The following is a 26256-nucleotide window of genomic DNA, read 5'->3' as shown; positions in this document are numbered from 1 at the left end:
GCCGAAGCCTCCGGCGGGCATATTTGCGGAAAGCTGAAAGAGCCCGGTCCCGCGGGGGGCGGGCCGGGGAGCGCCGAGGGGCGCCGGGCGCGATATGATGGGGGCGCCGGTCACTTCTTCTTGCCGAAGCCCGAGAGGCCCCCGGGCAGGCCGCCACCCATGCCGCCAAGACCGCCCAGGCCCTTGCCGAGCGCGCCGAGGCCGCCCTTGGCGCCAAGCGCCTTGGCGGCTTCTTCCATGGCTTTCGGGTCCATCTGCGAGGGGTCCATGCCGCCGGGCAGGCCGCCGCCCTTGCCCATCATCTGGCGCATGGCCTGTTTCATCATGCCGCCTTTGCCCATCTTGCCCATCTTCTTCATCATGTCCGCCATCTGGCGGTGCATTTTCAGAAGCTTGTTCAAGTCTGACACATCCATGCCGGCACCGGCCGCGATGCGTTTCTTGCGGCTGGCCTGCAGCAGGTCGGGGTTGGCGCGTTCGCGCTTGGTCATCGACTGGATCAGGGCGATCTGGCGGCTGATGACCTTGTCGTCAAAGCCCGCTTCCTGCACCTGCTTGGCCATCTTGCCCATGCCGGGCATCATCCCCATGATGCCTTCCATGCCGCCCATCTTCTGCATCTGCTCAAGCTGGGTGCGCAGGTCGTTCATGTTGAACTGGCCCTTGGTGAAGCGCTTCATCATGCGCTCGGCCTGTTCGGCCTCCAGGACTTCCTGGGCCTTCTCGACCAGCGCCACGATGTCGCCCATGCCGAGGATCCGGCCGGCGATCCGCTGGGGCTCGAAGGTTTCGATCGCCTCCATCTTTTCGCCGAGGCCGACGAAACGGATGGGCTTGCCGGTGATGGCGCGCATCGAGAGCGCCGCACCGCCGCGGCCGTCGCCGTCCATCCGGGTCAGCACCACGCCCGAGACGCCGATCTTGGCGTCGAATTCGGTCGCGACGTTCACCGCGTCCTGACCGGTCAGGCCGTCGACCACCAGCAGGGTTTCGCGCGGGTTGACGGCATCGCGCACGTCGGCGGCCTGCTGGATCAGCTCGGCGTCGATGTGCAGGCGGCCGGCGGTGTCCAGCATGTAGACATCATAGCCGCCAAGGCTGGCCTGGGTGCGGGCGCGTTTCGCGATCGCCACCGGATCCTCGCCCTTGACGATGGGCAGGGTGTCGACGCCGATCTGCACGCCGAGGATCTGCAGCTGTTCCATGGCCGCCGGACGGTTCACGTCGAGCGAGGCCATCAGGACCTTCTTGCCCTCGCGTTCCTTCAGGCGCTTGGCCAGCTTGGCGGTGGTCGTGGTTTTCCCCGAGCCCTGAAGGCCCACCATCAGGATCGGCGCCGGCGGGTTGTCGATCTTCAGCTTGCCGGGATCGGCCTCGCCGGTCAGGGTCGCGATCAGCTCGTCATGGACGATCTTGACGACCTGCTGGCCCGGGGTCACCGATTTGGTGACGGCCTGGCCGGTGGCCTTCTTCTCGACCGACTTGATGAAGTTGCGTGCCACCGGCAGCGACACGTCGGCCTCCAGCAGGGCGACGCGGACCTCGCGCAGGGCGGTGCGCACGTCCTCTTCGGACAGCGCGCCCTGCTTGGTCAGACGATCGAAGACGCCGGAGAGGCGTTCGGATAGATTTTCAAACATGCCCCGGCCCTCCAATGGCCTCTGACTGACGTGGTGTCCCCGCTACTTGGGCGGTGACGGCGAAAAGCACAACCTCTCGCGGGAACAGCGCATAGCCCGAAGGCACCAGTGGGCGCAACGCGCTGACTGGTGGCGATCCCCGCAATAGCGATGGGACCGGAATCATCACGGATTCCGGGAATTGCTGCGGGATGTAGAGGCGGAGGGGGAGGGAGTCAAGGAAAACAGGCCCCGCCGGGCAGGGCCTGTGTCACGGTCCAAGGGACGCGCGGCGGGCGTTCTAGCGGCGGGGCGGGCGGTCCCGGGCCTCCAGGCGGATGGCCTCGCGGCGGGTGGGGCGACGGCTCAGCAGCGCATGGCGCGCCAGGATGACGAAGGCCAGCGCGCAGGCCAGCGCCACCAGGGCCGGATTCGGCAGGGTCGAGGCGGACAGCATGAGGTTTCATCCCTTTCGGAAAAGCGTTCGGTGTCAGACCAACGCGTGAAAGGCGGGCATCGTTCCGCCACGGCTGTCGCTGGCTTCCCCCTTGCATCCGTGCACGATTAGCGCAATCTCTGGGGAAACTCGTAATAATCTGCACAGGTCTGGCATGGACAATTGGGACGAGATCCGCACGGCATACCAGGTGGCGCGCGTGGGGACGGTCTCGGGGGCGGCGGATGTTCTGGGCGTGCACCATGCCACCGTGATCCGTCACATCGACGCGCTGGAGCGCCGCCTGGGCGTCAAGCTGTTCCAGCGTCACACCCGCGGCTACACCCCGACCGAGGCCGGCACCGACCTGCTGCGCGTGGCCCAGGCCACCGATGATCAGTTCAGCCAGCTGTCCGCCCGCATCAAGGGCCGCGGCAACGAGGTCGCCGGAGAGCTGGTGGTGACGACGATTGGCGGGCTCAGCCAGCTGCTGGTGCCGATCCTGTCGGAATTCCAGGCCGAATACCCGGATGTGCAGCTGCATTACCTGACCTCCTCGCGGCTGTTCCGGCTGGAATACGGCGAGGCCCATGTGGCGATCCGCGCCGGCAATCCGCCGCAGCAGCCCGACAACGTGGTCCAGCCCTTCCTGCGGCTGCGCCAGGCGATCTATGCCAGCCGCTCGTATATCGAGCGCTACGGAATGCCGCAGCTGCCCGGCCGGATGGCGGGCCACCGCTTCGTGGGCTTCGACGAAGAGGCCAGCCGCGCCCCCACCGCGCGCTGGATGCGCGACAACATCCCTGGTCATCAGGTCGTGTTCCGCTCGGGGGACACGCGGGCGGTGCGCCAGGCGGTGCTGTCGGGCGTGGGCCTGGGGTTCCTTGGCACCTATGAACGCGAACGCCGCGACGATCTGGTCGAGGTCCACCCGCCGCTGGAGGAATGGGAAAGCCGCCTGTGGCTGGTCACCCACATGGATCTGCACCGCACCACCAAGGTCCAGGCCTTCCTGAAGTTCCTCAAGGACCACACCGAACACCTGCGCGGCGACAGCATCTGAAGGCCCCTCAGGGCTGATCGTCCCCGCTGGCACCCAGCTCGGCCTCCAGGAAGCGTTCGAAGGCCTCCAGGTTCACCGGTTCGAACTGGCCAAAGCCCTGCATCCAGACGCTGGCCTCGCGCAGGGCGTCGGGCTCCAGCTTGCACCATTTCACCCGGCCGCGCTTTTCCTGGGTGATCAGCCCGGCCGCCGCCAGGATGCCCAGATGCTTCGAGATCGCCGCCAGCGACATCTCGAACGGGAAGGCCACGTCGGTCACCGCCATGTCGTCTTCCAGCAGCATCGACAGGATCGCCCGGCGGGTGGGATCCGAAAGCGCGGCAAAGACGGTATCAAGCGAAGCGGCCATGGCGCCAGTTAGGGCCGGGGCAGGGGGGGCGTCAATCGAAACGCTCAACGAACGGGTTGAGCATTTTCCCCAGTCCGCCCCGCATCTTGACCCCGCTTTCGCGCCCGGGTCCCGACGTTCAACCGCACGGTTAAGAATGCCTTTCGGCCCCCAAACCCGCCCCTTCGGGGTCAACTGGATGATTTCTCGCCCATTTCATCTTTCCATAAATATGCAAAAACAACGCCTTAGCCCGCGACACGCTGCCCGATCACGCGCCGTTGACTCAGAGGGGTTCAGCGCATAGCACCAACCTTAACAAGAGCGGGAACATCACCCCCATGACCACGCCGGAAAACCGGGAAAAGATGGCCGATCTCGATCGCAAGATCGCGGCTGCCAAGACCCGGGCCGGGATCGACGTCCCCGAGGGGGCGAAGCATCAGGATCACTATTCGGCCGCCCAGGTGGGCTGGCGGATGGTGACGGAACTGGTGGCGGGGCTGGGGATCGGGTTCGGGATCGGCTACGGGCTGGACTGGCTGTTCGGCACCCTGCCGATCATGATGATCCTGTTCACGCTGCTCGGCTTCATTGCCGGGATCAAGACGATGATGCGCTCCGCAAAGGAGCTGCAGGACAAAACGCCCGGACACGCCGGGAACGAGACGAGGGAAAACGATGGCGACTGAAGCGCACGGTGCAGAAGCGGCCCACGAGGGCTCGGGGCTGGTTTTCCACCCGATGGACCAGTTCATCGTCAAGCCGCTGTTCGGTGGCACCGAGGTGCACTGGTACACGATCACCAACGTGACGCTGTGGATGGCGATCGCGATCCTGGCGATCGTCGCGCTGATGGTTCTGGGCACGTCGGGCCGCAACCGCGTCCCCTCGCGCCTGCAGTCGGTCGCCGAAATGGCCTATGGCTTTGTCTACAAGATGATCGAGGACGTCACCGGCAAGGACGCGCTGCGCTTCTTCCCCTATGTCTTCACGCTGTTCATGTTCATCGTCTTCTCGAACACGCTCGGCCTGATCCCGATGAGCTTCACCACCACCTCGCATTTCGCCGTGACCATCATCCTGGCACTGGCGGTGTTCCTGACGGTGACGATCATGGGCTTCGTGCTGAACGGCGCCAAGTTCCTCGGCCTGTTCTGGGTCACCTCGGCGCCGCTGGCGATCCGCCCGCTGTTGGCCGTGATCGAACTGATCTCGTACTTCGTGCGCCCCGTCAGCCATTCGATCCGTCTTGCCGGTAACATGATGGCAGGCCACGCCGTGATGAAGGTTTTCGCCGGCTTCGCCGCGATCACCCTGGTCTCGCCGATCTCGATCCTTGCGATCATCGGCATGTATGGCCTTGAGATCCTGGTGGCCTTCATCCAGGCCTACGTCTTCACGATCCTGACCTGCGTCTACCTGAAAGACGCCCTGCACCCGAGCCACTGAGGCTCGCTGCCAGGACCCCGTTCATTCCGGGACGCCTCGGTGTCCCGGTCGAAACACCCGCCAATTCCAACGTAAGGAGAACACGACATGGAAGGCAATATCGCAGACCTGGGCAAGTTCATCGGTGCTGGCCTTGCAGGCATCGGTTCCGGCGCGGCCGCCATCGGTGTGGGCCACGTCGCAGGCAACTTCCTGGCCGGCGCCCTGCGCAACCCTTCGGCTGCCGCGTCCCAGACCGCCACGCTGTTCATCGGCATGGCCTTCGCAGAAGCCCTGGGGATCTTCTCGTTCCTCGTCGCTCTGCTGCTGATGTTCGCCGTCTAAGGCATCCGGAACAGATCCTTACGTGCGGGTGGGTCCCTTATGGGCCCACCCGTGGTAATATCCAGACTTGATCCAGTTCCCGGAGTTGACTGATGGCGACCGAAACCCCTGAGCTCACCCAGCTCGGCGCAGAAACGCATAATGCTGGCGGTATGCCGCAGCTTGATTTCTCGACCTGGGGCAACCAGATTTTCTGGCTGATCGTGACCCTGGTCGTGATCTACCTGATCCTGTCCCGCGTGGCGCTGCCGCGTGTGGGGGCGGTTCTGGCGGATCGCGCGGGAACGATCGCCAATGACATCGCCGCGGCGGAAGAGCTGAAGCAAAAGGCCAAGGACGCGGAAGCGGCCTATGACAAGGCCCTTGCCGATGCCCGTTCCGAAGCGGCCCGCATCGTCGCCGAGACCAAGGCCGAGATCCAGAAAGAGATCCAAGCCGCCACGGCAAAGGCCGACGCCGAGATCGCCGCCAAGGTCGCCGAAGGCGAAAAGGCGATCGCCGAGATCCGCGCCGGTGCCCTCGAAGCCGCCGAGACCGTGGCCAAGGACACGACCGCTGCCGTCATCGCCTCGCTGGGCTTCACCGCCCCCGAGACCGAGATCGACAGTGCCGTTTCCGCCCGGCTGAAAGGATGAGATCCATGCGCAAGACTGCCCTGATCCTGCCCGCCGCCGCCGTGGCAGCCCTGGCCGGCGCCCCCGCACAGGCCGCCACCGGCCCGTTCTTCTCGCTGCACAACACCAACTTCGTGGTGCTGGTGGCCTTCATCCTCTTCGTCGGCGTCCTGGTGTACTTCAAGGTCCCGGGCCTGATCGCCGGCCTGCTCGACAAGCGTGCCAAGGGCATCCGCGCCGAGCTCGAAGAGGCCGCCGCCCTGCGCGAGGAAGCCAAGACCCTGCTTGCCGCCTACGAGCGCAAACAGCGCGAAGTCCAGGCCCAGGCCGACCGCATCGTTGCGGATGCGAAGGCCGATGCCTCCGCCGTGGCCGAACAGGCCAAGGCGGACCTGCAGCTGGCCATCGCCCGCCGCCTTGCCGCCGCCGAAGAGCAGATCGCCGCTGCCGAAGCCGCTGCCGTCAAGGAAGTCCGTGATCGCGCCATCGCCGTGTCGATCTCGGCCGCCCGCGACGTGATCACCAAGCAGATGACCCCGGCCCATGCCGCAGCGCTGCTCGACAGCTCGATCGAGACCGTCAAGACCCGCCTTAACTGAGGCCGCTGCCCCGCTGCATCCGTCGCGATGCATATTTGGGGAAAGATGAAATCATAAGGGCGCGCCCGGATCTCTCCGGCCGCGCCCTTCTTCATTTTCTTGTTCTGAAATACCTCGGGGGAGGCTCCGCAGGAGACGGGGGCAGAGCCCCCTGCCGTCATTTCCGCTCGCGTTCCCGGTCCAGTTTCTGGCCCGCGATTTCGGCCCGGCGGTCTTCCGCCAGATGGGCGGTAAAGGCGGCGTGAACGTAATCCAGATGGGCCTCTACCGCGGCGCGGGCGCGGGCACCGTTGCGGGCCTGCAGGGCCGCGTTGATTGCGTCGTGCTGGGCCAGGATCTCGTCCCGGACCGAGGCGCGCTCGAACAGCCGGGCGCGCGTGCTGAAGACGCCTTCGTGCAGCAGTGCGAAGGTGCTGCGCATCAGGTGCAGCAGGATGATGTTGTGGCTGGCCTCCAGGATGGCCAGGTGGAACTCTGCATCGATCCGGGCCTCTGCAGCGCGGTCGCCGGCGGCATGGGCCGCGCGCAGCCGGGTCATCAGCAGGTCCAGCAGCGCCAGATCCGCGTCGAGCCCCTCGGCGGCGGCGCGTTCGGCGGCCTGGCCCTCCAGGTCGCGGCGGAACGAGAGGAAATCGAAGACCGCCTCTTCGTGACGGCACAGCAGCGCCAGCAGGGCGGGGCCCAGGGCCGTGCCCGGCAGGTCCGCCACATAGACGCCCGATCCCGCCCGCGTTTCCAGCAGGCCGCGTTCCTGCAGCTCGGCCAGGGCCTCGCGCAGCGAGGGGCGCGAGACGGCCAGCCGCTCGGACAGGTCACGTTCCGCCGGCAGGCGCTCCCCGGGGCGCAGCAGGCCCCGCAGGATCAGAAGCTCGATCTGGCGGACCACCGCGTCCGAGCGTTTCTCGGGGGGGATGGGCTGGAAGGGCATGGGGGCTCCGGCTGAATTGGTCAGATTTTATGACCGGAGCCGCCCCGCGGCAAGGATCAGAATTCGACGCCGATCTGGGCCTTGATGCCGGCGCGGAAGGGATGCTTCAGCAGCTCCATTTCGGTCGCGAGGTCGGCGATCTCGATCAGCTCTTCCTTGGCGTTGCGCCCGGTCAGCACGACATGGGTCATGGGCGGCTTTTCGGTCTGCAGGAAGGCGATCACCTCGGCCACGTCCAGGTAGTCGTAGCGCAGGGCGATGTTGATCTCGTCCAGCAGGACCATGCGGTGAGCGGGGTCGCGGATCAGTTCCTTGGCCTTTTCCCAGGCCGCCTGGGCCATCTGGATATCGCGCGAGCGGTCCTGGGTTTCCCAGGTAAAGCCCTCGCCCATGGTGTGGAATTCGCAGGTGTCCGAGAAATGTTTCTCGATCAGGTCGCGTTCGCCGGTCGACATGCCGCCCTTGATGAACTGCACCACGGCGCAGGGCATGTCATGGGCGATGCAGCGGAAGATCATCCCGAAGGCGGCGGTCGACTTGCCCTTGCCTTTGCCGGTGTGGACGATGACCAGGCCCTTTTCATCGGTCTTGGTCGCCATGATCTTGTCGCGGGCGGCCTTCTTCTTGGCCATCTTCATCGCGTGGCGGTCGGTGTCCTCGGTCATGGCGGGCTCCTTAGTTGATCAGGTGCAGAACATAGGGGGCAAGCACCGAGGTCAGCAAGGCATTGAGGCCCATGCCGATCCCGGCGAAGGCGCCGGCGCGCTCATGCGCCTGGAAGGCGCGGGCGGTGCCGATGCCATGGGCCGCGACGCCCACCGCGAAACCGCGGGCGCGCCAGTCGCGCACGCCAAGCGCGTTCAGCAAGTGGGGCGCCACGATGGCACCGATGATCCCCGTCATCAGCACCAGCGCCGCGGTCAGCGTCGGCAGCCCGCCCATCCGTTCCGAGATCCCGATGGCAACCGGCGCCGTGGCCGATTTCGGCGCGAGCGAGATCAGCACCTGACCGTGGATGCCGAGCGCCTTTGCCACCAGCAGGGCCGAGACCACCGCCGTGGTTGACCCCGCCAGCAGGGCCGCGGCCATCGGCAGTGCGGTCTTGCGGATGTGGTGGACATTGGCAAAGAGCGGCACCGCCAGCCCCACCGTCGCCGGGCCCAGCATGAAGTGGACGAACTGGGCGCCCTCGAAATAGGTGTCATAGCGGGTATGGGTGATGACCAGCATCAGCGCCAGAAAGATGATCGACAGCAGCACCGGGTTGCACAGCGGAAAGCGCCCGGATTTCATGAAGACCCAGTCGGCGATGATATAGGCGCCCAGGGTCAGGCCCAGCCACAGCAGCGGCCCCTGGGCGAGGTAGCTCCAGATGTCGGTGAGCGAAGTCACGGGCGTTCCTCCTGTCCGGTGGCGCGCAGCAGCCAGTGGAAGACCAGCGCGCCCACGGCGATGGCCAGCGCCGTCGAAACGACCAGCACGATCGCCAGTTGCACGCCTTCGTCGCGCATCAGCCCGAGGTACTGCACCACCCCCACGCCCACCGGCACGAAGAGCAGCGACAGGTGAGACAGCAGCCCCGAGACCGTGCCGCGCATCGCCTCGTAAAGCTGCGGCGCGGCGAGGAAGGTCAGGAACAGCAGCACCATGCCCAGCACCGGGCCCGGCAGCGGCAGGGTCAGACCGCGGGCCAGGCTTTCGCCGGCCAGCTGGTAGAAGAGCAGCAGGAAGAGATGTCGGATCATGGGGGCTCCGGGAGGGGGGAGGCAGGAGGATCTGGTGGGGCGGAACGGTTTCTTAACTGTCCCTGCGCGAGGCTGGGGCATGAGATACACCCTGTCGATCCCTTTTGCACTGGTGCTGTCGGTCCTTGTGGCGGGCGTTGCGGGCTGCGACCGGCCCGATCCCTATTTCAACGGCCAGGCGGTGACGCGGGTCTCGGTCGGGGAAGACCGGTTCGAGGTGCGCCGCCGCGGCGCCATGGCCGAGGCGATCCGGGTGAACGCGCGCTATGCGCCGAACCTGAAATCGGTGGCGGGGCCTGCACAGGCGGCGATCGGGGCGGCGACCGGGTGCCGGGTGGGCCTGGTGCTGGGCGATGCGGCGATGGTGCTGGGCGTGCTGGCCTGCGATTAGGCCCGGGGTGCGAACGGTGCCGGGGGGCGCTGCCCCCCGCGGCCTGCGGCCTTCCCCCCGGCATATTGGGGGAAAGATGAAAGGGTTACAGGCGTTTCTCGAAGGTGAGGGAGGTCGGGCGGTCAAAGCCGGGATGGGCGGTGCGGGCGATCTCGGCAAAGCCCAGGCGGGTGAAGGCGGCGTGGTTTTCCGTCAGTTCGATCCGGGTTTCCAGGCGCAGGGCGGGCAGGTGCAGGGCGAGGGCGCGGGTTTCGGCATGGGCGATCAGGCGGCGGGCATGGCCCTGGCCGCGGGCCCGGGCGGCGGTGGCCAGCTTGCCCAGGTAGAGGTGATCGGGATGCGGTGTCAGGATCATGCAGGCCAGCGGGCCGGGCAGGATCCACAGTTCCGCGTCGCGGGCGGTGTCGCGCAGGCGGGCTTCGGTCATGCGATGCAGCGAGGAGGGTGGGTCGATCCGGTCCTCCATATAGGCGAAGGCCGTGCGCAGCAGGGCAAGGACGGCGGGGATGCCGGGGCTGTCGGCGGGCAGGCGTTCGGGGATCATTCCTCGTGGTGCTCCAGGCCGTCATCGGGATGGACCAGCCAGGTGACGCGCTCGTTCCAGTAGTAGTGGATCGTGGGGGGCAGGCCCTGCGCGTCGTCTAGATTGGCAAGGTAGGTATGGGTTTCGCCCGGTACCCGGGTGGCGCGGTAGGCGACGGGGGTGCCGCAGGTCGGGCAGAACAGGCGGCTGACACCGGGGGAGGAGGCGTGGCTGGCGGGCTCGGCCCCGGTCCAGCGGAAGGCATGGTCCCAGGTGCTGACGAAGGTGGTGAAGGGCGATCCGGTCGCCCTTCGGCAGCTTTCGCAATGGCAGTGGCCCACCCATTTGACGGCGCCCGGGGCGTCCTGCCATTCGTAGGTGACGGCACCGCAGAGGCAGTGCCCCCGGTAGGTCTTGGCGGTCATGGTTGGGCCCTCCTGCCCGGCAGGCTAGGTCCGGGGCCTGTCGGCGTCGAGCCCCGTCAGCGCCGCGATCCGCGCAAGGGCGGAGTTGGAACGCGGCTGCCAGAGGCCGCGCTCGATCGCTTCGTTCAGCCGTTGGGCGATCTCGCGCAGGGCGGGGGCGTTGTGGGTCTCGATGAAGGTGCGGGTGTCCTCGTCTTCCAGAAAGGCCTCGTGGCAGAGGTCGAAATGGTGCTGTTTTACCGCGCGGGTCGTGGCGGCGAAGGCGAACAGGTAATCGACGGTGGCGGCGATCTCGAAGGCGCCCTTGTAGCCGTGGCGTTTCACCCCCTCGATCCACTTGGGGTTCACCACGCGGGATCGCATGACGCGGGAGATTTCCTCGTCCAGGGTGCGGATGACGGGGCGTTCGGGGCGCGAGTGGTCGTTATGGTAAAGCGGCACGTCGGCGCCCTGCAGGGTGGCGACGGCGGCCGCGGCGCCGCCTTCGAACTGGTAGTAGTCGTCGCTGTCAAGGATGTCGTGTTCGCGGTTGTCCTGGTTCTGCACGATGGCCTGGGCCTGGCTGAGGCGGGCGGTCAGCCCGGCGGTGTCTCGGGTGCCCTCGTCCGCGGTGCCGTAGCTGTAGCTGCCCCATTCCAGATAGGCGCGGGCGAAATCGGCGCGGTCGGACCAGATCCGTTCGTCGATCAGCGCTTGCAGGCCCGCGCCATAGGCGCCGGGCTTGGCGCCGTAGATGCGGGCCTGTGTTTCGCCCGTGCGGGCGCGGGCGGCGGCAGGGTTCAGGTCGGCGGGCTCGTCCAGGGCTTGGACGGCGCGGGCGGCGCTGTCGAAAAGGGCGATCAGCTGCGGGAAGGCATCGCGGAAGAAGCCCGAGATCCGCAAGGTCACGTCGACGCGGGGCCGGTCGAGGGTGGCAAGGGGCAGGATCTCGAACCCGGTCACGCGGCGGTTGGCGGCGTCCCATTGCGGCTTTACCCCCATCAGGGCCAGCCCCTGCGCGATGTCATCGCCGCCGGTGCGCATGTTGGCTGTCCCCCAGGCCGACAGCAGCAGCGTGCGCGGCCAGTCGCCCTGATCCTGAAGATGCCGTTCGATCAGCAGGTTGGCGGATTTCCACCCGAGGGCCCAGGCGGTGGGCGTGGGCACGGCCCGGCTGTCGACGGAGAAGAAGTTCCGCCCCGTGGGCAGGGTGTCCAGGCGACCCCGGGTGGGCGCGCCGGAGGGCGCCGGGGCGACGAACTGCCCCGCAAGGGCGGTGAGGAGCCCCGCCCCCTCGTCCGGTCCGCAGGCCTGCAGGGTGGGGGCAATGGTGTCGTGCACCGCCTGCATCACCGCGGCGCTGGCGGGGCCGGGGGGCGGGGTGTCACCGTCCAGCAGGGCGGCGGCCAGCAGCTCCAGCCGCTCGACCGTGTCGCCGTTGCTGCGCCAGCTGTCGGAGGTGAGGTTCAGCGCCTCGGGGCGCGGGCCGGTCCAGGGGGCGGCCATGTCGCAGTCGAGCGGGTCGAAGCTCAGCCCCAGATCGGCGGCCAGCGCGCGCGGCAGCGAGGCATCGCCGCCCTTGCCCGCGCCGCGCGGAATGCGCACCAGCGCCTGCAGCAGGTCGCGGAACAGCCGGTCCTCGGGGCTTTGGCCGAAGATGTGCAGCCCGTCGCGGATCTGCGCCTCCTTCAGCTCGCAGAGCCAGGCGTCGAGCTTGGCCAGATCGGTGTCCTCGTCTCCGGTAAAGCCCGCATCGCGGTCGACGCCCGTGACCGAGGTCAGCGACAGGATTTCCCGGCGCAGATGTTCGATGCGGCGGGGATCGAGGCCCGCGGCTTCGTAATATTCATCGACCAGTGCCTCGAGGTCGCGGAGCGGCCCGTAGCTTTCGGCGCGGGTCAGCGGCGGGGTCAGGTGGTCGATGATCACGGCCTGGGTGCGGCGCTTGGCCTGGGTGCCTTCGCCCGGGTCGTTGACGATGAAGGGATAGATATGCGGGAGGGGGCCAAAGACGGCCTCGGGGAAGCAGGCGTCGGAGAGCGCGATGGCCTTGCCGGGCAGCCATTCCAGATTGCCGTGCTTGCCCATGTGGGTGATCGCATGGGCGCCGAAGGCCTCGCGCAGCCAGATGTAGAAGGCCAGGTAGCCGTGCGGCGGGGCAAGGTCGGGCGCATGGTAGGTTTCATCGGGGTCGATGTTGTAGCCCCGGGCGGGCTGGATGCCGACCACCGCGTTGCCGTGGCGCAGGATGGAGAGCTTGAAACCGCCTGCGGCGGTGGCCTCCGGCGGGCATATTTGGGGAAAGATGAAGAACGGGTCGTCCTCGGGGGGGCCCCAGCGGTCGAGGATCTGCTGGCGGGTGGTTTCGGGCAGGGCGTCGAAATGGGTGCGGTAGGTGGCGAGGGGGAGGAATTCTCCGCCCGTCGTCTGAGCGCGGTCGGTGAGCCAGTTGGTGGGGCCCGCAAGGATCGCCTGCATCAGCGCATCCGAGGTCTCGGGCGCCTTGTCGATGGTGTAGCCTGCGGTTTGCAGCAGCTTCAGCACATGGACGGTGGCGGCGGGGGTGTCGAGGCCGACGCCGTTCGCCAGCCGCCCGTCCTTGTTGGGGTAGTTCGCCAGCACCAGTGCGACGCGGCGCTCTGCGGCCGGGGTGGCGCGCAGGCGGGCCCAGTTGGCGGCGAGGTCGGCCACGAAATCCACCCGGTCGGCGCGCGGCATGGGCGCCGCGATGGAGCATTGGGTGGCGGCGTCGTAATGGCTTTGGCCCTTGAAGGAGATGGCGCGGGAGAGGATGCGTCCGTCGACCTCGGGCAGGGCCACGTTCATGGCGATGTCGCGGGCGGAAAGCCCCGAGAGGCCGTCGGACCAGGCTTCTTCGGAGGAGGAGGCGAGGACGACCTGGAAGACCGGGGCGCGGTTGGCGGAAGGTTTCGTGAAGGGGTTGGCATCGCCTGCCTCGCCATGGGGCGAGCCGGTGGCGAAGGCGGTGCAGTTCAGGATCACCTGCGGGGCGGTTTCGGCCAGGAGGTCGTCGAGCGTGGCGGCCGAGACCGGATCCTTGAGCGAGGCCACGAAGACCGGCAGCGGGTTCAGGCCGCGCCGGTGCAGCGCGTGGGTCAGGGCGTCGATGGGGGCAAGGCCCGCGCCCTGGACCAGTGCGCGGTAGAAGACCAGGGGCACCACCGGGGCGCCGGGATGCCAGTGGGCGCGGAGCGTGGCGAGGGAGGGCGTGGCCTCGCCTGGCCAGTGCAGGCCGGCGCGCAGCAGCGGCGCGGCGGGGCCGGGTTTTTCCGTCTCCTCCAGCAGGGCGCGGGCGTAATCGAGGAAGGCCGCGGTATTCGCCGGGCCGCCTTCGACCAGGTAGGACCAGAGGGCGTCGTAATCGGCATCGGGCAGGGTCGAGAGGGCGCGCAGTTCGGGGTCGGGCTTGTCATCGCCGGGCAGGGCCAGGAAGGGGACGCCGGCCGCGTGCAGGCGGGCCGAGAACTGTTCCATCCCGTAGCGCCAGTAGCCCATGCCGCCCAGCACCCGGGCGATGACCAGCCGGGATTTCGTGGCGCAGGTGTCGAGGTGCAGGTCCACCGACATCGGGTGGGTCAGGTCGGTCAGGCGGGCAAGGCGCAGGGAGGGGGCGTCGTGCTGCGCGGCATGGGCCTGCGACAGCGCCGCGAGTTCGGTATCGGCGGCCGAGAGGATCACCAGATCGGCGGGGGTCTGGTTCAGGTCGACGGCCTCGGTTCCGTCGTCGATGCGACCGGGGGTGGCGGCGAGAAGATGCATGAGGGCGTCCGGATGGGGCCCGGGGCGAGAGGGGGGCGCTGCCCCCCGTCAGCCTGCGGCTGCCTCCCCCCGGAGTATTTCTGGTCAGATGAGAGAACCGTCAGGCGGCGACGGGTTTCTCCATGAAGACGGAGACGCCGTTGTCGGGGTAGTCTCCGAAGGCGCCGCGGCGGGTGAAGCCGCGGCGTTCGTAGAGGCGGCAGGCCTCGGCCAGCTTGTCGCCGGTTTCGAGCCGCAGCAGGGGCAGGGCATCGGCGCGGGCCTGGGCCTCGATCGCGGCGAGCAGCGCCGAGCCGACGCCCTGGCCGCGGGCGGCGGTGTCGGTGAAGAAGCTTTTGACTTCGCCGTAGCCGTCCTTGACCTGCAGCGCGCCGCAGCCAAGGATCGTGCCCTGGGCGTCGCGGGCCGCGAAGAAGCGGATGTCGGGACGGGCCAGGGCCTCGTGCCCGAGGAAATGGTTTTCCTCGGGAGAGTAGAGGCTGCGCATCAGCGCGTGCGAGGCCTCGAGCAGGCGGACGACCCCGGGGTGACCGGGATCGGTGCGTTCGACGGTGACCATCAGGCGGTCACCGGTTCCGCAAGCGCCGCCTCGATCGCGGTACGGTCGAGACCGGCGAGGCCGATCACCACCAGCCGCGTCATGCGGGGCGCCGTGCCGAAGGGCTGGTCGTAGTAATGGTCGATCCGGGGGCCCACGGCCTGGATCGTCAGGCGCATCGGCTTGCCCTCGACCGCGGCAAAGCCCTTGAGGCGCAGGATGTCATGGGTGCGGATGACCTGCGAGAGGTGATCGCAATAGGCCTTGGGATCGCGGATTTCCGGCAGCGGCACGACGAAGCTTTCGAATTCGTCATGGTCGTGATCGTGGTGGTCGTCGTGATCATCGTCGTCGTCGTCATCATGGTGGTGATGATGGTGATGGATCTCGTGACGGGCTTCCATGTCGGCCTCGGCGGCGATGTTCATGCCCAGCAGCACCTCGGCCGGCAGGGCGCCCATGGAGGAGGAGACCACCTGCACCGCGTCGCGGGCGCCGTCCCTGAGCGTGGCCATGGTGGCCAGCAGCTCTGCGTCGCTCATCAGGTCGGCCTTGTTGACGACGATCATGTCGGCGCAGGCCAGCTGGTCCTCGAAGAGTTCAGACAGGGGGGTGTCGTGGTCGATGCTGTCATCGGCTTCGCGGGCGGCGGCCACGGCGGCCTCGTCCTGGGCAAAGCGGCCCTCGGTCACGGCCTTGCCGTCGACCACGGTGACAACGCCATCGACGGTGACCTTCGTGGAGATCGCCGGCCAGTTGAAGGCGCGGATCAGCGGCTGGGGCAGGGCAAGGCCCGAGGTCTCGATCACGATATGGTCGGGGCGGTCGGGACGGGCCAGCAGTTTCTCCATCGTAGGGATGAAGTCTTCGGCGACGGTGCAGCAGATGCAGCCGTTCGACAGCTCCATGATGTCTTCTTCGCGGCAGGTGGCGTCGCCGCAGCCGCGCAGGATGTCACCGTCGACGCCCAGGTCGCCGAATTCGTTGATGATGAGGGCAATGCGCTTGCCGCCGGCATTCTGCAGCATGTGGCGCACGAGGGTCGTCTTGCCGGCGCCAAGGAAGCCGGTGATGACGGTGGCGGGGATCTTTGCGGGCATGGAAGCCTCCCGAAGGGAACGGATCAGAAGCGGAAACGGCGGGCCCCCCTTTGGGGACCCGCCGCGACAGGGGGAAGGCGCGATCAGGCCGCGTCGTAGAGGCGGGGCGTCGTCAGGCCCGAGCCGCGCAGGCCCTTCAGCGACTTGGCCGCGGCCAGCACCGCGAGGTCTGCGAGCGGTTCCACCAGCACGACCAGCATGTAGGCGCCGCCGAAGCTGAAGACCGAGGCCGTGGTCGTGGCCGAGAAGCCCTGCCCGTAGAAGGCCCAGAACGCCACCCACAGCACCACGCCGCCCTGATATGCTGTCGAGAGCGCCAGCGCGTCGCGGTACTTGATGTCGACATAGGCGGTCGAGCGCGGGATCAGCCGGTCGGCCAGCGCCTTCAGCGCAAAGAGCGGCACCAGCAGGGTCGTCACGTTGGCGCCATATTGCGGCAGGTCGAAGGGGGCGAAGAAGACGCCCTGCAGCAGCAGCCCGAAGGCCAGGCCAAAGGCCGCGGGCGCCGCGCCCAGCATCAGGAACAGGGTCGAGCCGAGGATGAAATGCACCTCGGAGATGCCCACCGGATAGTGCGGCAGCACCTGGAAGAAAGTGAAGACGGCCGCCGTTGCCACGGCACCGCGTGCCGCCAGGGACGCCAGGCCCTTTTCCTTCAGGCCCGCCGCGGCGGTCTTCAGCCAGTAGGCGCCGGCGCCTGCGGCCGTTGCATAGGACAGGATCATTTTTGCGGGGCTGATCAGCCCCGGTTCGATATGCATATCGCACTCCTTGGGCCGTCACACCCGACAGCCGGTTCGGTTTCTCTACACGGCCGGTCTCCTGGCTTCGCGGGTCGTGGCGCTCCTCTGCCTTCCCGGCCCGGAGGGACCAGTGGCGTCTTTGAGGGCGCTCTCCGCTTCACAGTCGCGGGGGCGGCTGCGGCTGCAGGCCCCTGGTTGGGTCACCCGTTCCGCATTCCCGTTTCATCCCGAGGCGCTTGGGCGCCGTGTCGGGAACCGTATGGGATATCTTGTGGCGTGCAGGCCCCCCCGGCGTCAAGGCGCTTTGCCGCCGCTGCCCGCGCGGAAAGGGCGGGAAACCGCAGAAGATACCCCCCGAAACCCGCAATATCTTGGGGAGAAGCCTGTGGACGATCCCATATCGGGTAAGCCGGACGTTGACAGCCCCGCCCCGCAGCCGCACCTTTGTCGCAAGTTTCCGAATGCAACCTGACGTAGAAGGGCCCTTCCGTTGCGCTTTTCCCGCCTCCGTCTCACCGGCTTCAAGAGCTTCGTCGACCCGACCGAGCTGGTGATCAACGCGGGCCTCACCGGGGTGGTGGGGCCGAACGGCTGCGGCAAGTCGAACCTGCTGGAGGCCCTGCGCTGGGTGATGGGCGAAAACCGTCCCACCGCGATGCGCGGCGACGGGATGGAAGACGTGATCTTTGCCGGGGCCTCGACCCGGCCCGCCCGCAACTTTGCCGAGGTCGCGCTGACCATCGACAATTCGGACCGGCTGGCGCCCGCCAGCTTCAACGATGCCGACCAGCTGGAGATCGTCCGCCGGATCACCCGCGACGTGGGATCGGCCTACAAGGCCAATGCCAAGGACGTGCGGGCGCGCGACGTGCAGATGCTGTTCGCCGATGCCTCGACCGGGGCGCATTCGCCGGCGCTGGTGCGGCAGGGGCAGATTTCCGAACTGATCAACGCCAAGCCCAAGGCGCGCCGCCGCATCCTGGAAGAGGCCGCGGGGATCTCGGGCCTCTATCAGCGCCGCCACGAGGCCGAGCTGAAGCTGAAGGGGGCCGAACAGAACCTGGCCCGCGTCGATGACGTGGTCGAACAGATGGCCCAGCAGCTGTCGTCGCTGGAACGTCAGGCGCGTCAGGCGGCGCGCTACCGCGCCATCGGTACCGATCTGCGCCAGGCCGAGGGGATGCTGCTGTATCGCCGCTGGCGCGAGGCCGACGAGGCGCGCAACCTTGCCATCGCCGCCCTGCGCGGCGCTGCGACCAACACCGCCCAGGCCGAACGCCTGGCCCGCGAGGCCGCCGAGGCCCGCCTGCGCGCCGATGACGCCCTGCCGCCCCTGCGCGAGGAAGAGGCCATCGCCGCCGCCATCCTGCAGCGCCTTTCCGTCCAGCGCGACAGCCTGTCGGACCAGCAGGCCCGCGCCCTGCAGGCCATTGCCACCCTGCGCAGCCGGATCGAGCAGCTCTCGCGCGACCGCGAGCGCGAGGCGGGCCTGAACCGCGACGCGGGCGAGACGATCGAACGCCTCGACTGGGAGGCCCGCGAACTGGCCAAGGCGGGCGATGGCCATGCCGATGCCCTGGCCGAGGCGCAGGAGCTGGCGCTGGAAGCCGCCGAGGTGCTGGGCGAACGCGAGGGCGATCTGTCGACCCTGACCGAGGATGTCGCGCGCCTGGCCGCCCGCCACCAGTCCGCCACGCGCTTTCTGGATGACAGCCGCAAGATGCTGGCCCGCAGCGAGGCCGAGGCAGGCCGCGCCCGCGAAGCCGTGGCCGAGGCCCGCGGTGCCGCCGCCCATGCCATCGAAGAGGCCGAGGCCGCCGCCGAAGCCGAGGAGATCGCCCGCGGCCGCGCCGAAGAGGCCGAAGAGACCCTGGCCACCGCCGAAGCCGCCCGCGCCGAGGCCCAGTCCGCCGAGGCCGACACCCGCGCCGCGCGCTCCTCGGCCGAGGGCGAGGTCAAGGCCCTGCAGGCCGAGGTCGCGGCGCTGGCCCGTCTGGTCCAGCGCGATGCGGTCGAGGGCGGCCAGCTGCTGGATCTGCTGCGGGTGGCGCCGGGCTATGAAAAGGCGCTTGGCGCGGCGCTGGCCGATGACCTGCGCGCCCCGGTGATCACCGGGACCGACCCCTCGGGCTGGCTGGAACTGCCGGGCTATGACGCGACCCAGCCGCTGCCCGTCGGTGCCGTGCCGCTCTCGGATCACGTCAGCGCGCCTGCGGTGCTGGCCCGCCGCCTGTCGCAGATCGGCCTGGTGTCGGCCGATCAGGGGGCGGCGCTGCACCCCGCCCTGCGCCCCGGCCAGCGTCTGGTGACGGTCCAGGGCGATCTGTGGCGGTGGGACGGCTACCGCGCCGGCGCCGAGGACACCCCCTCGGCCGCCGCCCTGCGCCTTGAGCAGCTGAACCGGCTGGAAGAATTGCGCGCCGATCTGGACATGGCCGAGGCCCGTGCCGAAACCGCCCGCGCCGCCCATGACACCCTGGCCGAACGGCTCTCGGCGCTGACCGCTGCCGACAAGGCCGCCCGCCAGGCCCGCACCGAGGCCGACCGCGCCGTTTCGGATGCCGCCCGCCGCCTGTCGCGCGCCGAGGCCGAACGCAACCTCTCGGCCTCGAAGCTCGAAAGCCTCGGGCTGGCCGTCACCCGCCACGAGGCCGACGCCACCACCGCCCGCGAACAGCTGGCCGATGCCGAGGCGACGGTTGCCGGTCTCGATGATCTGGACGAGGCCCGCGCCGGGATCGAGCAGATCCGCATGGCGGTCGAGGCCGCGCGCATGGCGATGATGTCGCGCCGCGCCGCCCATGACGAATTGCGCCGCGAGGGCGAGGCCCGCACCCGCCGTTCGCAGGAAATCACCAAGGAGGTCTCGGGCTGGCGGCTGCGCCTTGAAAGCGCCGACCGCCGGATCGCGGAACTGGACGAGCGCCGCACCGAGGCCGAGGCCCAGCTGGACGAGGCCATGGCCGCCCCCGAGGAGCTGGCCGCCAAACGCGAAGAGCTGACCGAGGCCATCGCCGCGGCCGACCAGCGCCGCGCCACCGCCGCCGATGCCCTGGCCGCCGCCGAAGCCACCGCCCGCGAGGCCACCGCCACCGAACGCGACCTGGAACGCACCGCCTCCGAGGCCCGCGAGGCCCGCGCCCGCGCCGAGGCCCGCGCCGATGCCGCCTCCGAGGCGGTGACCCAGGCCGCCGAACGCATCTCCGAGGCGCAGGAGATGACGCCGAAGCAGCTGCTGGACAGCCTCGACATGGGCATCGACGCCATGCCGCCCTCGGATCAGATCGAGGCCGAGGTGAACCGCCTGAAACGCCAGCGCGACGCGCTTGGGGCCGTGAACCTGCGCGCCGAGGAAGACGCCCGCGAAGTGCGCGAGGAACATGACACCCTGGTCACCGAAAAGGCCGACCTGGAAGAGGCCATCCGCGCCCTGCGGAACGGCATCTCGGGCCTGAACCGCGAGGGTCGCGAACGCCTGCTGACGGCTTTCGAACAGGTCAACGCCAGCTTCTCGACCCTCTTCCGGCACCTCTTCGGCGGCGGCGAGGCCAAGCTGGAACTGGTGGAAAGCGAAGACCCCCTCGATGCGGGCCTTGAAATCATGTGCCAGCCGCCGGGCAAGAAGCTCTCTACCCTGTCGCTGCTGTCAGGCGGCGAACAGACCCTCACCGCCATGGCCCTGATCTTTGCGGTTTTCCTCGCGAACCCGGCCCCCATCTGCGTTCTGGATGAGGTCGACGCGCCGCTCGACGACGCCAACGTCACGCGGTTCTGCGACCTCCTGGACGAGATGTGCCGCCGCACGGAAACCCGCTTCCTGATCATCACCCACCACGCCGTTACCATGGCGCGGATGGACCGCCTCTTCGGCGTGACGATGCAGGAGCAGGGCGTCAGCCAACTGGTCTCGGTCGATCTGAAGAAAGCCGAACAGCTGGTCGCCTGAGCGCAGGCTGCCACGGGCGCGGGTTCCCCGTCATCTGGCCATAAATACTCCGGGGGAGCGCCGCCAGGCGCGGGGGCAGCGCCCCCCACCCCCGCCGGTCACCCGGTCCCGCGGTTTCGACATCCGTATTTGGGGAAAGATGAAACGGCCAGCCGGGCGCCTGAGCTCGCTGTCTGGAATGCATATTTTTGGAAAGATGAAAGGCCTGCGTCGCGTTGACCATAGGGGCGCGCGTCAGGCTTTGGGCCTGAGCCGGGCTGGTATCGCCGAAAGAGACCCGATTGGTCCGGTGCCTTGTGTCGGGCAGGGAATGGGACTTCCTGAAAAATGTTCATGTCCGGTGTCTGCGCCCCGAGCGTATGTGAACCCGCCGGCTGGTGGCGCGTTTCGGAGGGCATATACCTGAGCGCAAGAGCCGGGGCGTCATGGCGCGATCCGCGCTGTCAGTTCGAAACATGGCCGAGCGTCTGTCGGCCATTCCGGCGCCGGACGTTGGCCGGGCTCCGGGCCGAGACCATGGAGGGCCTGGACCAAAGCGGGGCCGGGCCGAGCGCTGGATAATTGATGGGTCGCACCGTGCCCCGCGTCCGCCATCAGGCTGCGAGCGCAAAAGGGGGCGCCTACAACAGGGTTTCGGGCGCTCAAGAGCATTCGGTGGGACAACGATCCCCAGGAGTGTTGTGCAGGCCGCCTGTCACTTTGCCGGCAGGCTCTACCTTCTCGTCAGGACGTAAGGCCTCGTCATGCGGACGGGATCACGCGGGGCAGGCGGGGGGCATCCAGGATTTGATCTGCGGATGGCGGGTCCCCGGCCCCGGTCCCAGGGGGCTGCCGGCAGAGCGTGGATATGGCCCCAACAGCATGCGGGCGGGTATGGGCCCGCGCGATGCCTCGATGCGCCGGACCGCATTGCTGTCTGTCGTCTGGGAGACCGGGCCGGGCGCTGTGGCGAAAAGCTCGGGACGGCCCGATGGCATCGCGACAGGTCATGACAGGACAGCCAAAGGGGGCGGGGGGTTGTCGGCATCACCTTGGTTCACATCTTGCCCTGCCATTTGTCACCATGAGCTGGGTATTTGATCCCAAGGTCTGAGGCTGCGATCCGTTCCTTGGATCGGAAGAATGTCCCGGAGGACACATGCGTGACGGCGATGCCGCGTCCCCGCCCCTGGTCCGCGCTGCAATAGGGTGATCCTTTGCCGGTAGGGCATTGCTGCACTGTCCCGAGAGGGGCAAGCGTCGCCTGCGCAGCTTGCCCGCCCAGGACCGTTGTGAAGGGGTGCAGACGCGCGGCGCTCCCGTCGAACCGCGCTCTGCAATCCTGCGCGCAGATGACGAGGCGGCGATCATGGCTGTCCGGCGCCTGCGCCCTTTGCCGCCTGCCTGCCTCTGCCGCGACGCAGCCCCCGTGGCCGCGATCCGTACTGCTTCCGGCGACATGCCTGCCCGGGTCTGGCTGACATGGGCAGCGACAATCCGGTGCGGCTGATGTTCAGGCGCTGCCCGCCAGGCGATTGCAAGGCAATCTGCCAAAGGGGGGGGGCTATTTCCACATTGCCGACCCGATGTTCAGCCCGCTGAAGGCAAACCCCATGGCTTTTCGGCATGACCACACGTGCCCGTTCGTCCTGTCCCAACGCGTTGCGACGGTGGATGGAAAGGCAGCCTTGAAGGGCCTTCCGCAGATGCCCGATGCCGTTTGCCATCAGCTTTACTGCCGTCCCGGTGATCCGGGCATCCAATGCGCAAAGCCGTGGCGGAACCGTCATGCCATCCCCTCCGCTCCGATGCGCTGTGACAGGACTTGGCGGGCAGCGGGACAGGGCAAGGGCGCAAGCCCAGTCTTGCCCGGCCCCCCGAGGATCGGAAAAAAGGTCCGGGGGTGGCCTTTGCCCCCCGGGGACGGCCCGGTCGAATGCAGGGGCCGCAAAATCAAGCAGGCCCCTGTCCATCCAGACGGGCCCGTGGCCAGCTGCGAATATACCGCCCTGACGTCCCTTTGCGTGGGCGCGGCCGGCCCCCGGGACGACCGTCTTTGCCCGCGTTACCTGCACCTTTGCGCGCAGGCGCCAGACCCTCGGCTGCTTCGCGCCGCCCGATGTCATCTGCAAGATCCGGGCATCCGGGCCGGACGGTTTTCATCCTGCCCCCGATCCACCGGATGCCGGGCCGCAGCCCCTAGAGGCGCGAGAGCAATTCGGGCGTGGGCCAGGCATCTGCCGGCAGGCCCAGTTTCTGCTGCACGTCGCGTACCGCGTCACGGGTGTTGGCGCCCAGGATGCCATCGACCTCTCCGACGTGATAGCCCAGGGCCTGCAGCTTTTTCTGCAGCGTGATCATCTGGGGCCCATCGAGGCCCTTGTCGGGGTGGCCGGGGGCGAAGGCGGGGGCGCCCTCGAACCGGGTGGCCAGGTAGGCGGCGGTCAGCACGTAGGTGAAGCTCTGGTTCCATTCGAAGAGCGCCGAGAAGTTCGGATAGGCCAGGAAGGCCGGGCCGTGGCGGCCCTGCGGCAGTACCAGCGAGGCCGGAAGGCGGCTGCTTTCCCAGCTGCCCGAACGCGGCATCACGCCCATGGCCTGCCAGGCCTCGGGGGAAAGGCGGTTCTGCAGGCCGGCCTGCGACCAGTCCATCTGCGCGGGCAGCGTCACCTCCTGCAGCCAGGGCTGGTTGGGGGCCCAGCCGAGGGCGCTCATCATCTTGGCGCCCGACATCAGCGCATCGGGGGCCGAGGATTTCAGGTCGATATGGCCGTCTCCGTCGCCATCGACGCCGTTCAGCAGGATGTCGCGGGGCAGCATCTGCACCATGCCGATTTCCCCCGCCCAGGCGCCGGTGGTCGAGGCAGGGTCGAAATCGCCATGTTCGTAGAGGGTGAGGGCCGCCAGGACCTGGGGTTGGAACAGCTCGGGGCGGCGGCAGTCATGGGCCAGGGTCACCAGCGCGTTCGCGGTGTTGAAATTGCCCTGGAAGCCGCCGAAATCGGTCTCGAAGGCCCAGAAGGCCAGCAGGATGCCGGGGGGCACGCCGTAGGTCTGCTGGATGCGGGTGAAGACCGGGGCGAGGCTCTTGGCCTTGGCGCGGCCGGTCTGCAACCGGTTCTGCGAGATCAGCTTGCGCGAGAAGGCGGTGAAATCCAGCTGGAACACCCCCTGGCGGCGGTCGGCGCGGATGACCTCGGGGTCCTGGCGGACGGTGGCGAAGAACTGTGCCACGGTCTGCGGGTCGTGCCCCTTGGCGATGGCTTCCTGCGAGAGGCCCTGCACGAAGCTGCCGAAATCGCCGCCGCAGGGCTGGGCCAGCAGGGGGCCGGGCAGGGCAAGCGCGGCGAGGGTCGCACAGAGACGGACGGACATGGACGGCATGGGACTCTCTCCTGACTTGGCGCGCAAGCTAGCAGGGGAATGCGTGGTGGCAAATGATCACCACAGGAGCGCCAGCAGGAAGGCGCCTGTAAGCAGCACTGCCCAGCCCTGCCAGAGCACGCGGCAGGCAGTTTCGATCTGATCGGGGCCCGGGGCGCGGTCTCCGTCGGGATTGACGAAGGGAAAGTCGCGCCGTTCCCCGTGGTAGGAGCGCGGCCCCGACAGCGCCACGTCCAGCACCCGGGCCAGGGCGGCCTCGGGCCAGCCGGCATTGGGCGAGCGGTGCAGGCGGGCGTCATGGACGATGTCCCGCCAGTCGTCCATGCAGCGGCCCAGGATGGCGAAGATCAGCGCGGTCAGGCGCGCCGGGATCAGGTTCAGCACGTCATCGAGGCGCGCCGCCGCCCAGCCGAAGTCCGCGTGGCGCGGCGTGCGATAGCCGATCATGCTGTCGGCTGTGTTGACCAGCTTGTAGATCACCAGCCCCGGCAGGCCGCCCAGCAGCAGCCAGAAGGCGGGGGCGGTGACACCGTCGGACATGTTCTCGGCCGCGCTTTCTATGGCGGCACGGGCGACGGCGGGGGGATCCATGTCGGCGGTGTCGCGGCCGACGATCATGGCGACGCTGGCGCGGCCCTCGGGCAGGGACCGGCGCAGCGCGGCGGCCACCGCCTGCACGTGCTGGACCAGCGATTTCTGCGCCAGAAGGATCGCCGCCAGCACCACCTGCGGCAGCCAGCCAAGGGCCGCAATCATCGTGCCGATGGCCCAGCCCAGGATCACCAGCCCGGCGACCAGCGCGATGCCCTTCGCCTTGCGGAAGGCGCCGGCGTTGATCCGGGCATCGGCGCCGCCGATCAGCCGCCCCATCAGCACCGCCGGATGCGGCAGGCGGGACCACAGCCAGGCGGGTTCGCCTAGGGCCGCATCCAGAAGCAGCGCCAGCATAAGGACGGCGGCATGGGTCATGCGAGGGCCTGCGCGATCTGGTCCCAGCGGTCCGGCGCGGGCAGGCCAAGGCGGATCCAGCGGCTGGAATAGGGGAAGATGCGGCTCCAGATGCGGGCGCGGGCCAGGCGGTCCTGCAGGGCGGCGGCATCGGCGCAGTCGTAGGTGCGGAAGAGGGGCGTGCCGCCCACCGGGGCCGCGCCTGCCCCCGCCATCAGCGTATCAAGGCGCGTGGCATCGGCGGTCAGGCGCGCCCGGGTGGCATCGGCCCAAAGCGGATCCGACAGTGCCGCCGTGCCGGTGCGCAGCGCCGGTCCCGACACCGCCCAGGGGCCCAGGCGCGCGGCCAGCGCCGCGATGCGCGCCGGCGGGCCGATGACGAAGCCCAGCCGCAGCCCGGCGAGGCCCCAGAACTTGCCGAAGCTTTTCAGCACCAGCACGTCGGGCCGCGCCGCCAACCCGATCAGCGAGCGTTCGGGGGCGATGTCGCAAAAGCTTTCGTCGATCACCGTCAGCACGGCGGGCGGCGGGGCGGGGTGGAAGGCGCCGGTGGGGTTGTTGGGATGGACGATGACGCGGGCGGGCGCCTGGGGCGCATCGTCAAGGACCTGCCAGCCTTGGCTGCGGAAGGCTGCGGCATGTTCGTTGTAGGTGGGGCCGGGGATATGGACCTGGGCCGGATCGGCCAGCGCCGGGATCCGCGCGATGGCGGCCGAGCATCCCGGCACCGCCAGGATCGCGGCCCGGTCGGGGACCTGCCAGAAGCGGCGGGCGGCGGCCAGCAGGGCGTCCTGCGCGGGGGCATCCGGCAGGGCGGTCCAGTCGGTGGCGTCGAAGGCGGGCAGGGGGTAGGGCACCGGGTTGATGCCGGTCGACAGGTCGCACCAATCCTGCGGCGCGCCACCGTAAAGGGCCTGGGCCGCTGCCAGGTTGCCGCCGTGATCGCGGGCCATCAGGCGTCGTCCCCCTCGGGCGGGAGCGGCGGGTGACGGGTGACGAAATGCCCCTTCACCCCCTGCGGCCAGGTTCGGAAGGGCACCTGGCCGGTGGCGCTTGCGGCATGCAGCGCGGCATAGTCGGCAATCGCTTCGGCGGCTTCGGCGGTGGGCTCGAACCGGCCCAGCGTGTAGTTCAGCTTGTCCCGCCCCTGGATCGCCACGTTGCAGCCCTGGCTGCAGCCCATCAGGCAGGACACCCGCCGGGTCCTGACGCCGCGGGCGGCGGCGGCGGGTTCGATCAGGGCGGCCAGGGCCTCGCCGTCGGTGCGCCCCGAGGCGGCATCCCAGCCTTCGGTCTTGCAGGTGTCGCAGATGGTGATCCAGCTGGTCATGAACAGGTCCTTCCGATGGCGCGGTGCCGGGCCTCGTTTCACCCCAGGCACGGCAAAAAGGCAAATCCTTATCTGAGTGGCA

The 26256-nt window shown here is 68.6% G+C and carries 25 protein-coding genes and 1 riboswitch; of the genes, 8 read left to right on the top strand and 17 right to left on the bottom strand.

The features are described from left to right. Positions 1–110: 110 nt before the first annotated feature. Complete coding sequence (gene ffh / locus AC2ITM_RS16130; RefSeq protein ID WP_486467649.1) at positions 111–1640, bottom strand: signal recognition particle protein; 1530 nt, start codon at positions 1638–1640, stop codon at positions 111–113. A gap of 280 nt (positions 1641–1920) precedes the next feature. After that, positions 1921–2076, bottom strand: coding sequence for a hypothetical protein (locus AC2ITM_RS16125; RefSeq protein ID WP_486467648.1), 156 nt, complete (start codon positions 2074–2076; stop codon positions 1921–1923). 154 nt (positions 2077–2230) lie between these two features. On the opposite strand from AC2ITM_RS16125, the gene AC2ITM_RS16120 reads away from it, so the two are divergent. Next, positions 2231–3118 (top strand): LysR family transcriptional regulator, encoded by an 888-nt coding sequence (locus AC2ITM_RS16120; RefSeq protein ID WP_486467647.1) that lies wholly within the window; start codon positions 2231–2233, stop codon positions 3116–3118. A gap of 7 nt (positions 3119–3125) precedes the next feature. On the opposite strand, the gene AC2ITM_RS16115 is transcribed toward AC2ITM_RS16120, so the two are convergent. Then, positions 3126–3467, bottom strand: coding sequence for an ArsR/SmtB family transcription factor (locus AC2ITM_RS16115; protein WP_486467646.1), 342 nt, complete (start codon positions 3465–3467; stop codon positions 3126–3128). 320 nt (positions 3468–3787) lie between these two features. On the opposite strand from AC2ITM_RS16115, the gene AC2ITM_RS16110 reads away from it, so the two are divergent. The 5 genes from AC2ITM_RS16110 (at position 3788) to AC2ITM_RS16090 (ending at position 6435) form a co-directional block, all read left to right on the top strand. Continuing rightward, the gene (locus AC2ITM_RS16110; RefSeq protein WP_486467645.1) at positions 3788–4138 is read left to right on the top strand and encodes an AtpZ/AtpI family protein; all 351 of its coding nucleotides are present in this window, start codon (positions 3788–3790) and stop codon (positions 4136–4138) included. After that, on the top strand, positions 4128–4898 hold the full coding sequence (locus AC2ITM_RS16105; RefSeq protein ID WP_486467644.1) for a F0F1 ATP synthase subunit A: 771 nt from the start codon (positions 4128–4130) through the stop codon (positions 4896–4898). Before AC2ITM_RS16110 ends, AC2ITM_RS16105 begins: the two co-directional genes overlap by 11 nt. An 87-nt stretch (positions 4899–4985) precedes the next feature. Continuing rightward, positions 4986–5222 (top strand): F0F1 ATP synthase subunit C, encoded by a 237-nt coding sequence (locus AC2ITM_RS16100; RefSeq protein ID WP_486467643.1) that lies wholly within the window; start codon positions 4986–4988, stop codon positions 5220–5222. A gap of 92 nt (positions 5223–5314) precedes the next feature. Beyond that, positions 5315–5857 (top strand): F0F1 ATP synthase subunit B', encoded by a 543-nt coding sequence (locus AC2ITM_RS16095; RefSeq protein WP_486467642.1) that lies wholly within the window; start codon positions 5315–5317, stop codon positions 5855–5857. Positions 5858–5862: 5 nt separating this feature from the next. Next, entirely contained in the window at positions 5863–6435 is a 573-nt protein-coding gene (locus AC2ITM_RS16090) for a F0F1 ATP synthase subunit B (protein ID WP_486467641.1), read from the top strand. Positions 6436–6592: 157 nt separating this feature from the next. On the opposite strand, the gene AC2ITM_RS16085 is transcribed toward AC2ITM_RS16090, so the two are convergent. From AC2ITM_RS16085 to AC2ITM_RS16070, 4 genes are read right to left on the bottom strand one after another with little or no spacing between them, the layout of a single operon-like run. Beyond that, the gene (locus AC2ITM_RS16085; protein WP_486467640.1) at positions 6593–7363 is read right to left on the bottom strand and encodes a FadR/GntR family transcriptional regulator; all 771 of its coding nucleotides are present in this window, start codon (positions 7361–7363) and stop codon (positions 6593–6595) included. A 56-nt stretch (positions 7364–7419) separates the two neighbouring features. Continuing rightward, positions 7420–8028, bottom strand: a complete 609-nt coding sequence (gene cobO / locus AC2ITM_RS16080) for a cob(I)yrinic acid a,c-diamide adenosyltransferase (RefSeq protein WP_486467639.1) — start codon at positions 8026–8028, stop codon at positions 7420–7422. Positions 8029–8038: 10 nt separating this feature from the next. Beyond that, positions 8039–8755 (bottom strand): LrgB family protein, encoded by a 717-nt coding sequence (locus AC2ITM_RS16075; protein WP_486467638.1) that lies wholly within the window; start codon positions 8753–8755, stop codon positions 8039–8041. Further along, positions 8752–9108 (bottom strand): CidA/LrgA family protein, encoded by a 357-nt coding sequence (locus AC2ITM_RS16070; RefSeq protein WP_486467637.1) that lies wholly within the window; start codon positions 9106–9108, stop codon positions 8752–8754. Before AC2ITM_RS16070 ends, AC2ITM_RS16075 begins: the two co-directional genes overlap by 4 nt. A gap of 79 nt (positions 9109–9187) precedes the next feature. On the opposite strand from AC2ITM_RS16070, the gene AC2ITM_RS16065 reads away from it, so the two are divergent. After that, entirely contained in the window at positions 9188–9499 is a 312-nt protein-coding gene (locus tag AC2ITM_RS16065; protein WP_486467636.1) for a hypothetical protein, read from the top strand. Positions 9500–9584: 85 nt separating this feature from the next. Here the strand turns inward: AC2ITM_RS16065 and AC2ITM_RS16060 are convergent, their stop codons facing one another. The 6 genes from AC2ITM_RS16060 to AC2ITM_RS16035 form a co-directional block, all read right to left on the bottom strand. Further along, on the bottom strand, positions 9585–10043 hold the full coding sequence (locus AC2ITM_RS16060) for a GNAT family N-acetyltransferase (RefSeq protein WP_486467635.1): 459 nt from the start codon (positions 10041–10043) through the stop codon (positions 9585–9587). After that, entirely contained in the window at positions 10040–10447 is a 408-nt protein-coding gene (locus AC2ITM_RS16055; protein WP_486467634.1) for a GFA family protein, read from the bottom strand. Before AC2ITM_RS16055 ends, AC2ITM_RS16060 begins: the two co-directional genes overlap by 4 nt. 24 nt (positions 10448–10471) lie before the next feature. Beyond that, on the bottom strand, positions 10472–14206 hold the full coding sequence (cobN, locus tag AC2ITM_RS16050) for a cobaltochelatase subunit CobN (RefSeq protein ID WP_486467633.1): 3735 nt from the start codon (positions 14204–14206) through the stop codon (positions 10472–10474). Positions 14207–14306: 100 nt separating this feature from the next. Further along, on the bottom strand, positions 14307–14765 hold the full coding sequence (locus tag AC2ITM_RS16045) for a GNAT family N-acetyltransferase (RefSeq protein WP_486467632.1): 459 nt from the start codon (positions 14763–14765) through the stop codon (positions 14307–14309). Continuing rightward, complete coding sequence (cobW, locus tag AC2ITM_RS16040; RefSeq protein WP_486467631.1) at positions 14765–15844, bottom strand: cobalamin biosynthesis protein CobW; 1080 nt, start codon at positions 15842–15844, stop codon at positions 14765–14767. Before cobW ends, AC2ITM_RS16045 begins: the two co-directional genes overlap by 1 nt. Before the next feature lie 83 nt (positions 15845–15927). Beyond that, entirely contained in the window at positions 15928–16605 is a 678-nt protein-coding gene (locus tag AC2ITM_RS16035; RefSeq protein WP_486467630.1) for an energy-coupling factor ABC transporter permease, read from the bottom strand. 34 nt (positions 16606–16639) lie between these two features. Next, positions 16640–16862: riboswitch (cobalamin riboswitch) on the bottom strand. Positions 16863–17077: 215 nt separating this feature from the next. On the opposite strand from AC2ITM_RS16035, the gene AC2ITM_RS16030 reads away from it, so the two are divergent. After that, the gene (locus tag AC2ITM_RS16030) at positions 17078–20533 is read left to right on the top strand and encodes a chromosome segregation SMC family protein (RefSeq protein ID WP_486467629.1); all 3456 of its coding nucleotides are present in this window, start codon (positions 17078–17080) and stop codon (positions 20531–20533) included. Between the two features lie 2178 nt (positions 20534–22711). On the opposite strand, the gene AC2ITM_RS16025 is transcribed toward AC2ITM_RS16030, so the two are convergent. From AC2ITM_RS16025 to AC2ITM_RS16010, 4 genes are read right to left on the bottom strand one after another with little or no spacing between them, the layout of a single operon-like run. Next, the gene (locus tag AC2ITM_RS16025; protein WP_486467628.1) at positions 22712–23896 is read right to left on the bottom strand and encodes a lytic murein transglycosylase; all 1185 of its coding nucleotides are present in this window, start codon (positions 23894–23896) and stop codon (positions 22712–22714) included. Positions 23897–23953: 57 nt separating this feature from the next. Continuing rightward, positions 23954–24865: an adenosylcobinamide-phosphate synthase CbiB gene (cbiB, locus tag AC2ITM_RS16020; RefSeq protein WP_486467627.1), complete on the bottom strand. Its 912-nt coding sequence runs from the start codon at positions 24863–24865 to the stop codon at positions 23954–23956. Continuing rightward, complete coding sequence (locus AC2ITM_RS16015; RefSeq protein ID WP_486467626.1) at positions 24862–25797, bottom strand: threonine-phosphate decarboxylase; 936 nt, start codon at positions 25795–25797, stop codon at positions 24862–24864. The genes cbiB and AC2ITM_RS16015 overlap by 4 nt, the downstream gene beginning before the upstream one ends. Beyond that, on the bottom strand, positions 25797–26174 hold the full coding sequence (locus AC2ITM_RS16010) for a DUF1636 family protein (protein ID WP_486467625.1): 378 nt from the start codon (positions 26172–26174) through the stop codon (positions 25797–25799). The genes AC2ITM_RS16015 and AC2ITM_RS16010 overlap by 1 nt, the downstream gene beginning before the upstream one ends. Between the last annotated feature and the right edge of the window lie 82 nt (positions 26175–26256).

This window comes from Pseudooceanicola sp. NS-SX9 (genome assembly GCF_057380705.1).
Note: the sequence above shows the minus strand (reverse complement) of the source record. Positions and strands in the feature narration are given on the sequence as shown.

Coding starts and splice junctions, on each gene's coding strand:
- ffh (WP_486467649.1), bottom strand. CDS start 1,640: ATGTTTGAAAATCTATCCGAACGCCTCTCCGGCGTCTTCGATCGTCTG.
- AC2ITM_RS16125 (WP_486467648.1), bottom strand. CDS start 2,076: ATGCTGTCCGCCTCGACCCTGCCGAATCCGGCCCTGGTGGCGCTGGCC.
- AC2ITM_RS16120 (WP_486467647.1), top strand. CDS start 2,231: ATGGACAATTGGGACGAGATCCGCACGGCATACCAGGTGGCGCGCGTG.
- AC2ITM_RS16115 (WP_486467646.1), bottom strand. CDS start 3,467: ATGGCCGCTTCGCTTGATACCGTCTTTGCCGCGCTTTCGGATCCCACC.
- AC2ITM_RS16110 (WP_486467645.1), top strand. CDS start 3,788: ATGACCACGCCGGAAAACCGGGAAAAGATGGCCGATCTCGATCGCAAG.
- AC2ITM_RS16105 (WP_486467644.1), top strand. CDS start 4,128: ATGGCGACTGAAGCGCACGGTGCAGAAGCGGCCCACGAGGGCTCGGGG.
- AC2ITM_RS16100 (WP_486467643.1), top strand. CDS start 4,986: ATGGAAGGCAATATCGCAGACCTGGGCAAGTTCATCGGTGCTGGCCTT.
- AC2ITM_RS16095 (WP_486467642.1), top strand. CDS start 5,315: ATGGCGACCGAAACCCCTGAGCTCACCCAGCTCGGCGCAGAAACGCAT.
- AC2ITM_RS16090 (WP_486467641.1), top strand. CDS start 5,863: ATGCGCAAGACTGCCCTGATCCTGCCCGCCGCCGCCGTGGCAGCCCTG.
- AC2ITM_RS16085 (WP_486467640.1), bottom strand. CDS start 7,363: ATGCCCTTCCAGCCCATCCCCCCCGAGAAACGCTCGGACGCGGTGGTC.
- cobO (WP_486467639.1), bottom strand. CDS start 8,028: ATGACCGAGGACACCGACCGCCACGCGATGAAGATGGCCAAGAAGAAG.
- AC2ITM_RS16070 (WP_486467637.1), bottom strand. CDS start 9,108: ATGATCCGACATCTCTTCCTGCTGCTCTTCTACCAGCTGGCCGGCGAA.
- AC2ITM_RS16065 (WP_486467636.1), top strand. CDS start 9,188: ATGAGATACACCCTGTCGATCCCTTTTGCACTGGTGCTGTCGGTCCTT.
- AC2ITM_RS16060 (WP_486467635.1), bottom strand. CDS start 10,043: ATGATCCCCGAACGCCTGCCCGCCGACAGCCCCGGCATCCCCGCCGTC.
- AC2ITM_RS16055 (WP_486467634.1), bottom strand. CDS start 10,447: ATGACCGCCAAGACCTACCGGGGGCACTGCCTCTGCGGTGCCGTCACC.
- cobN (WP_486467633.1), bottom strand. CDS start 14,206: ATGCATCTTCTCGCCGCCACCCCCGGTCGCATCGACGACGGAACCGAG.
- AC2ITM_RS16045 (WP_486467632.1), bottom strand. CDS start 14,765: ATGGTCACCGTCGAACGCACCGATCCCGGTCACCCCGGGGTCGTCCGC.
- cobW (WP_486467631.1), bottom strand. CDS start 15,844: ATGCCCGCAAAGATCCCCGCCACCGTCATCACCGGCTTCCTTGGCGCC.
- AC2ITM_RS16035 (WP_486467630.1), bottom strand. CDS start 16,605: ATGCATATCGAACCGGGGCTGATCAGCCCCGCAAAAATGATCCTGTCC.
- AC2ITM_RS16025 (WP_486467628.1), bottom strand. CDS start 23,896: ATGCCGTCCATGTCCGTCCGTCTCTGTGCGACCCTCGCCGCGCTTGCC.
- cbiB (WP_486467627.1), bottom strand. CDS start 24,865: ATGACCCATGCCGCCGTCCTTATGCTGGCGCTGCTTCTGGATGCGGCC.
- AC2ITM_RS16015 (WP_486467626.1), bottom strand. CDS start 25,797: ATGGCCCGCGATCACGGCGGCAACCTGGCAGCGGCCCAGGCCCTTTAC.
- AC2ITM_RS16010 (WP_486467625.1), bottom strand. CDS start 26,174: ATGACCAGCTGGATCACCATCTGCGACACCTGCAAGACCGAAGGCTGG.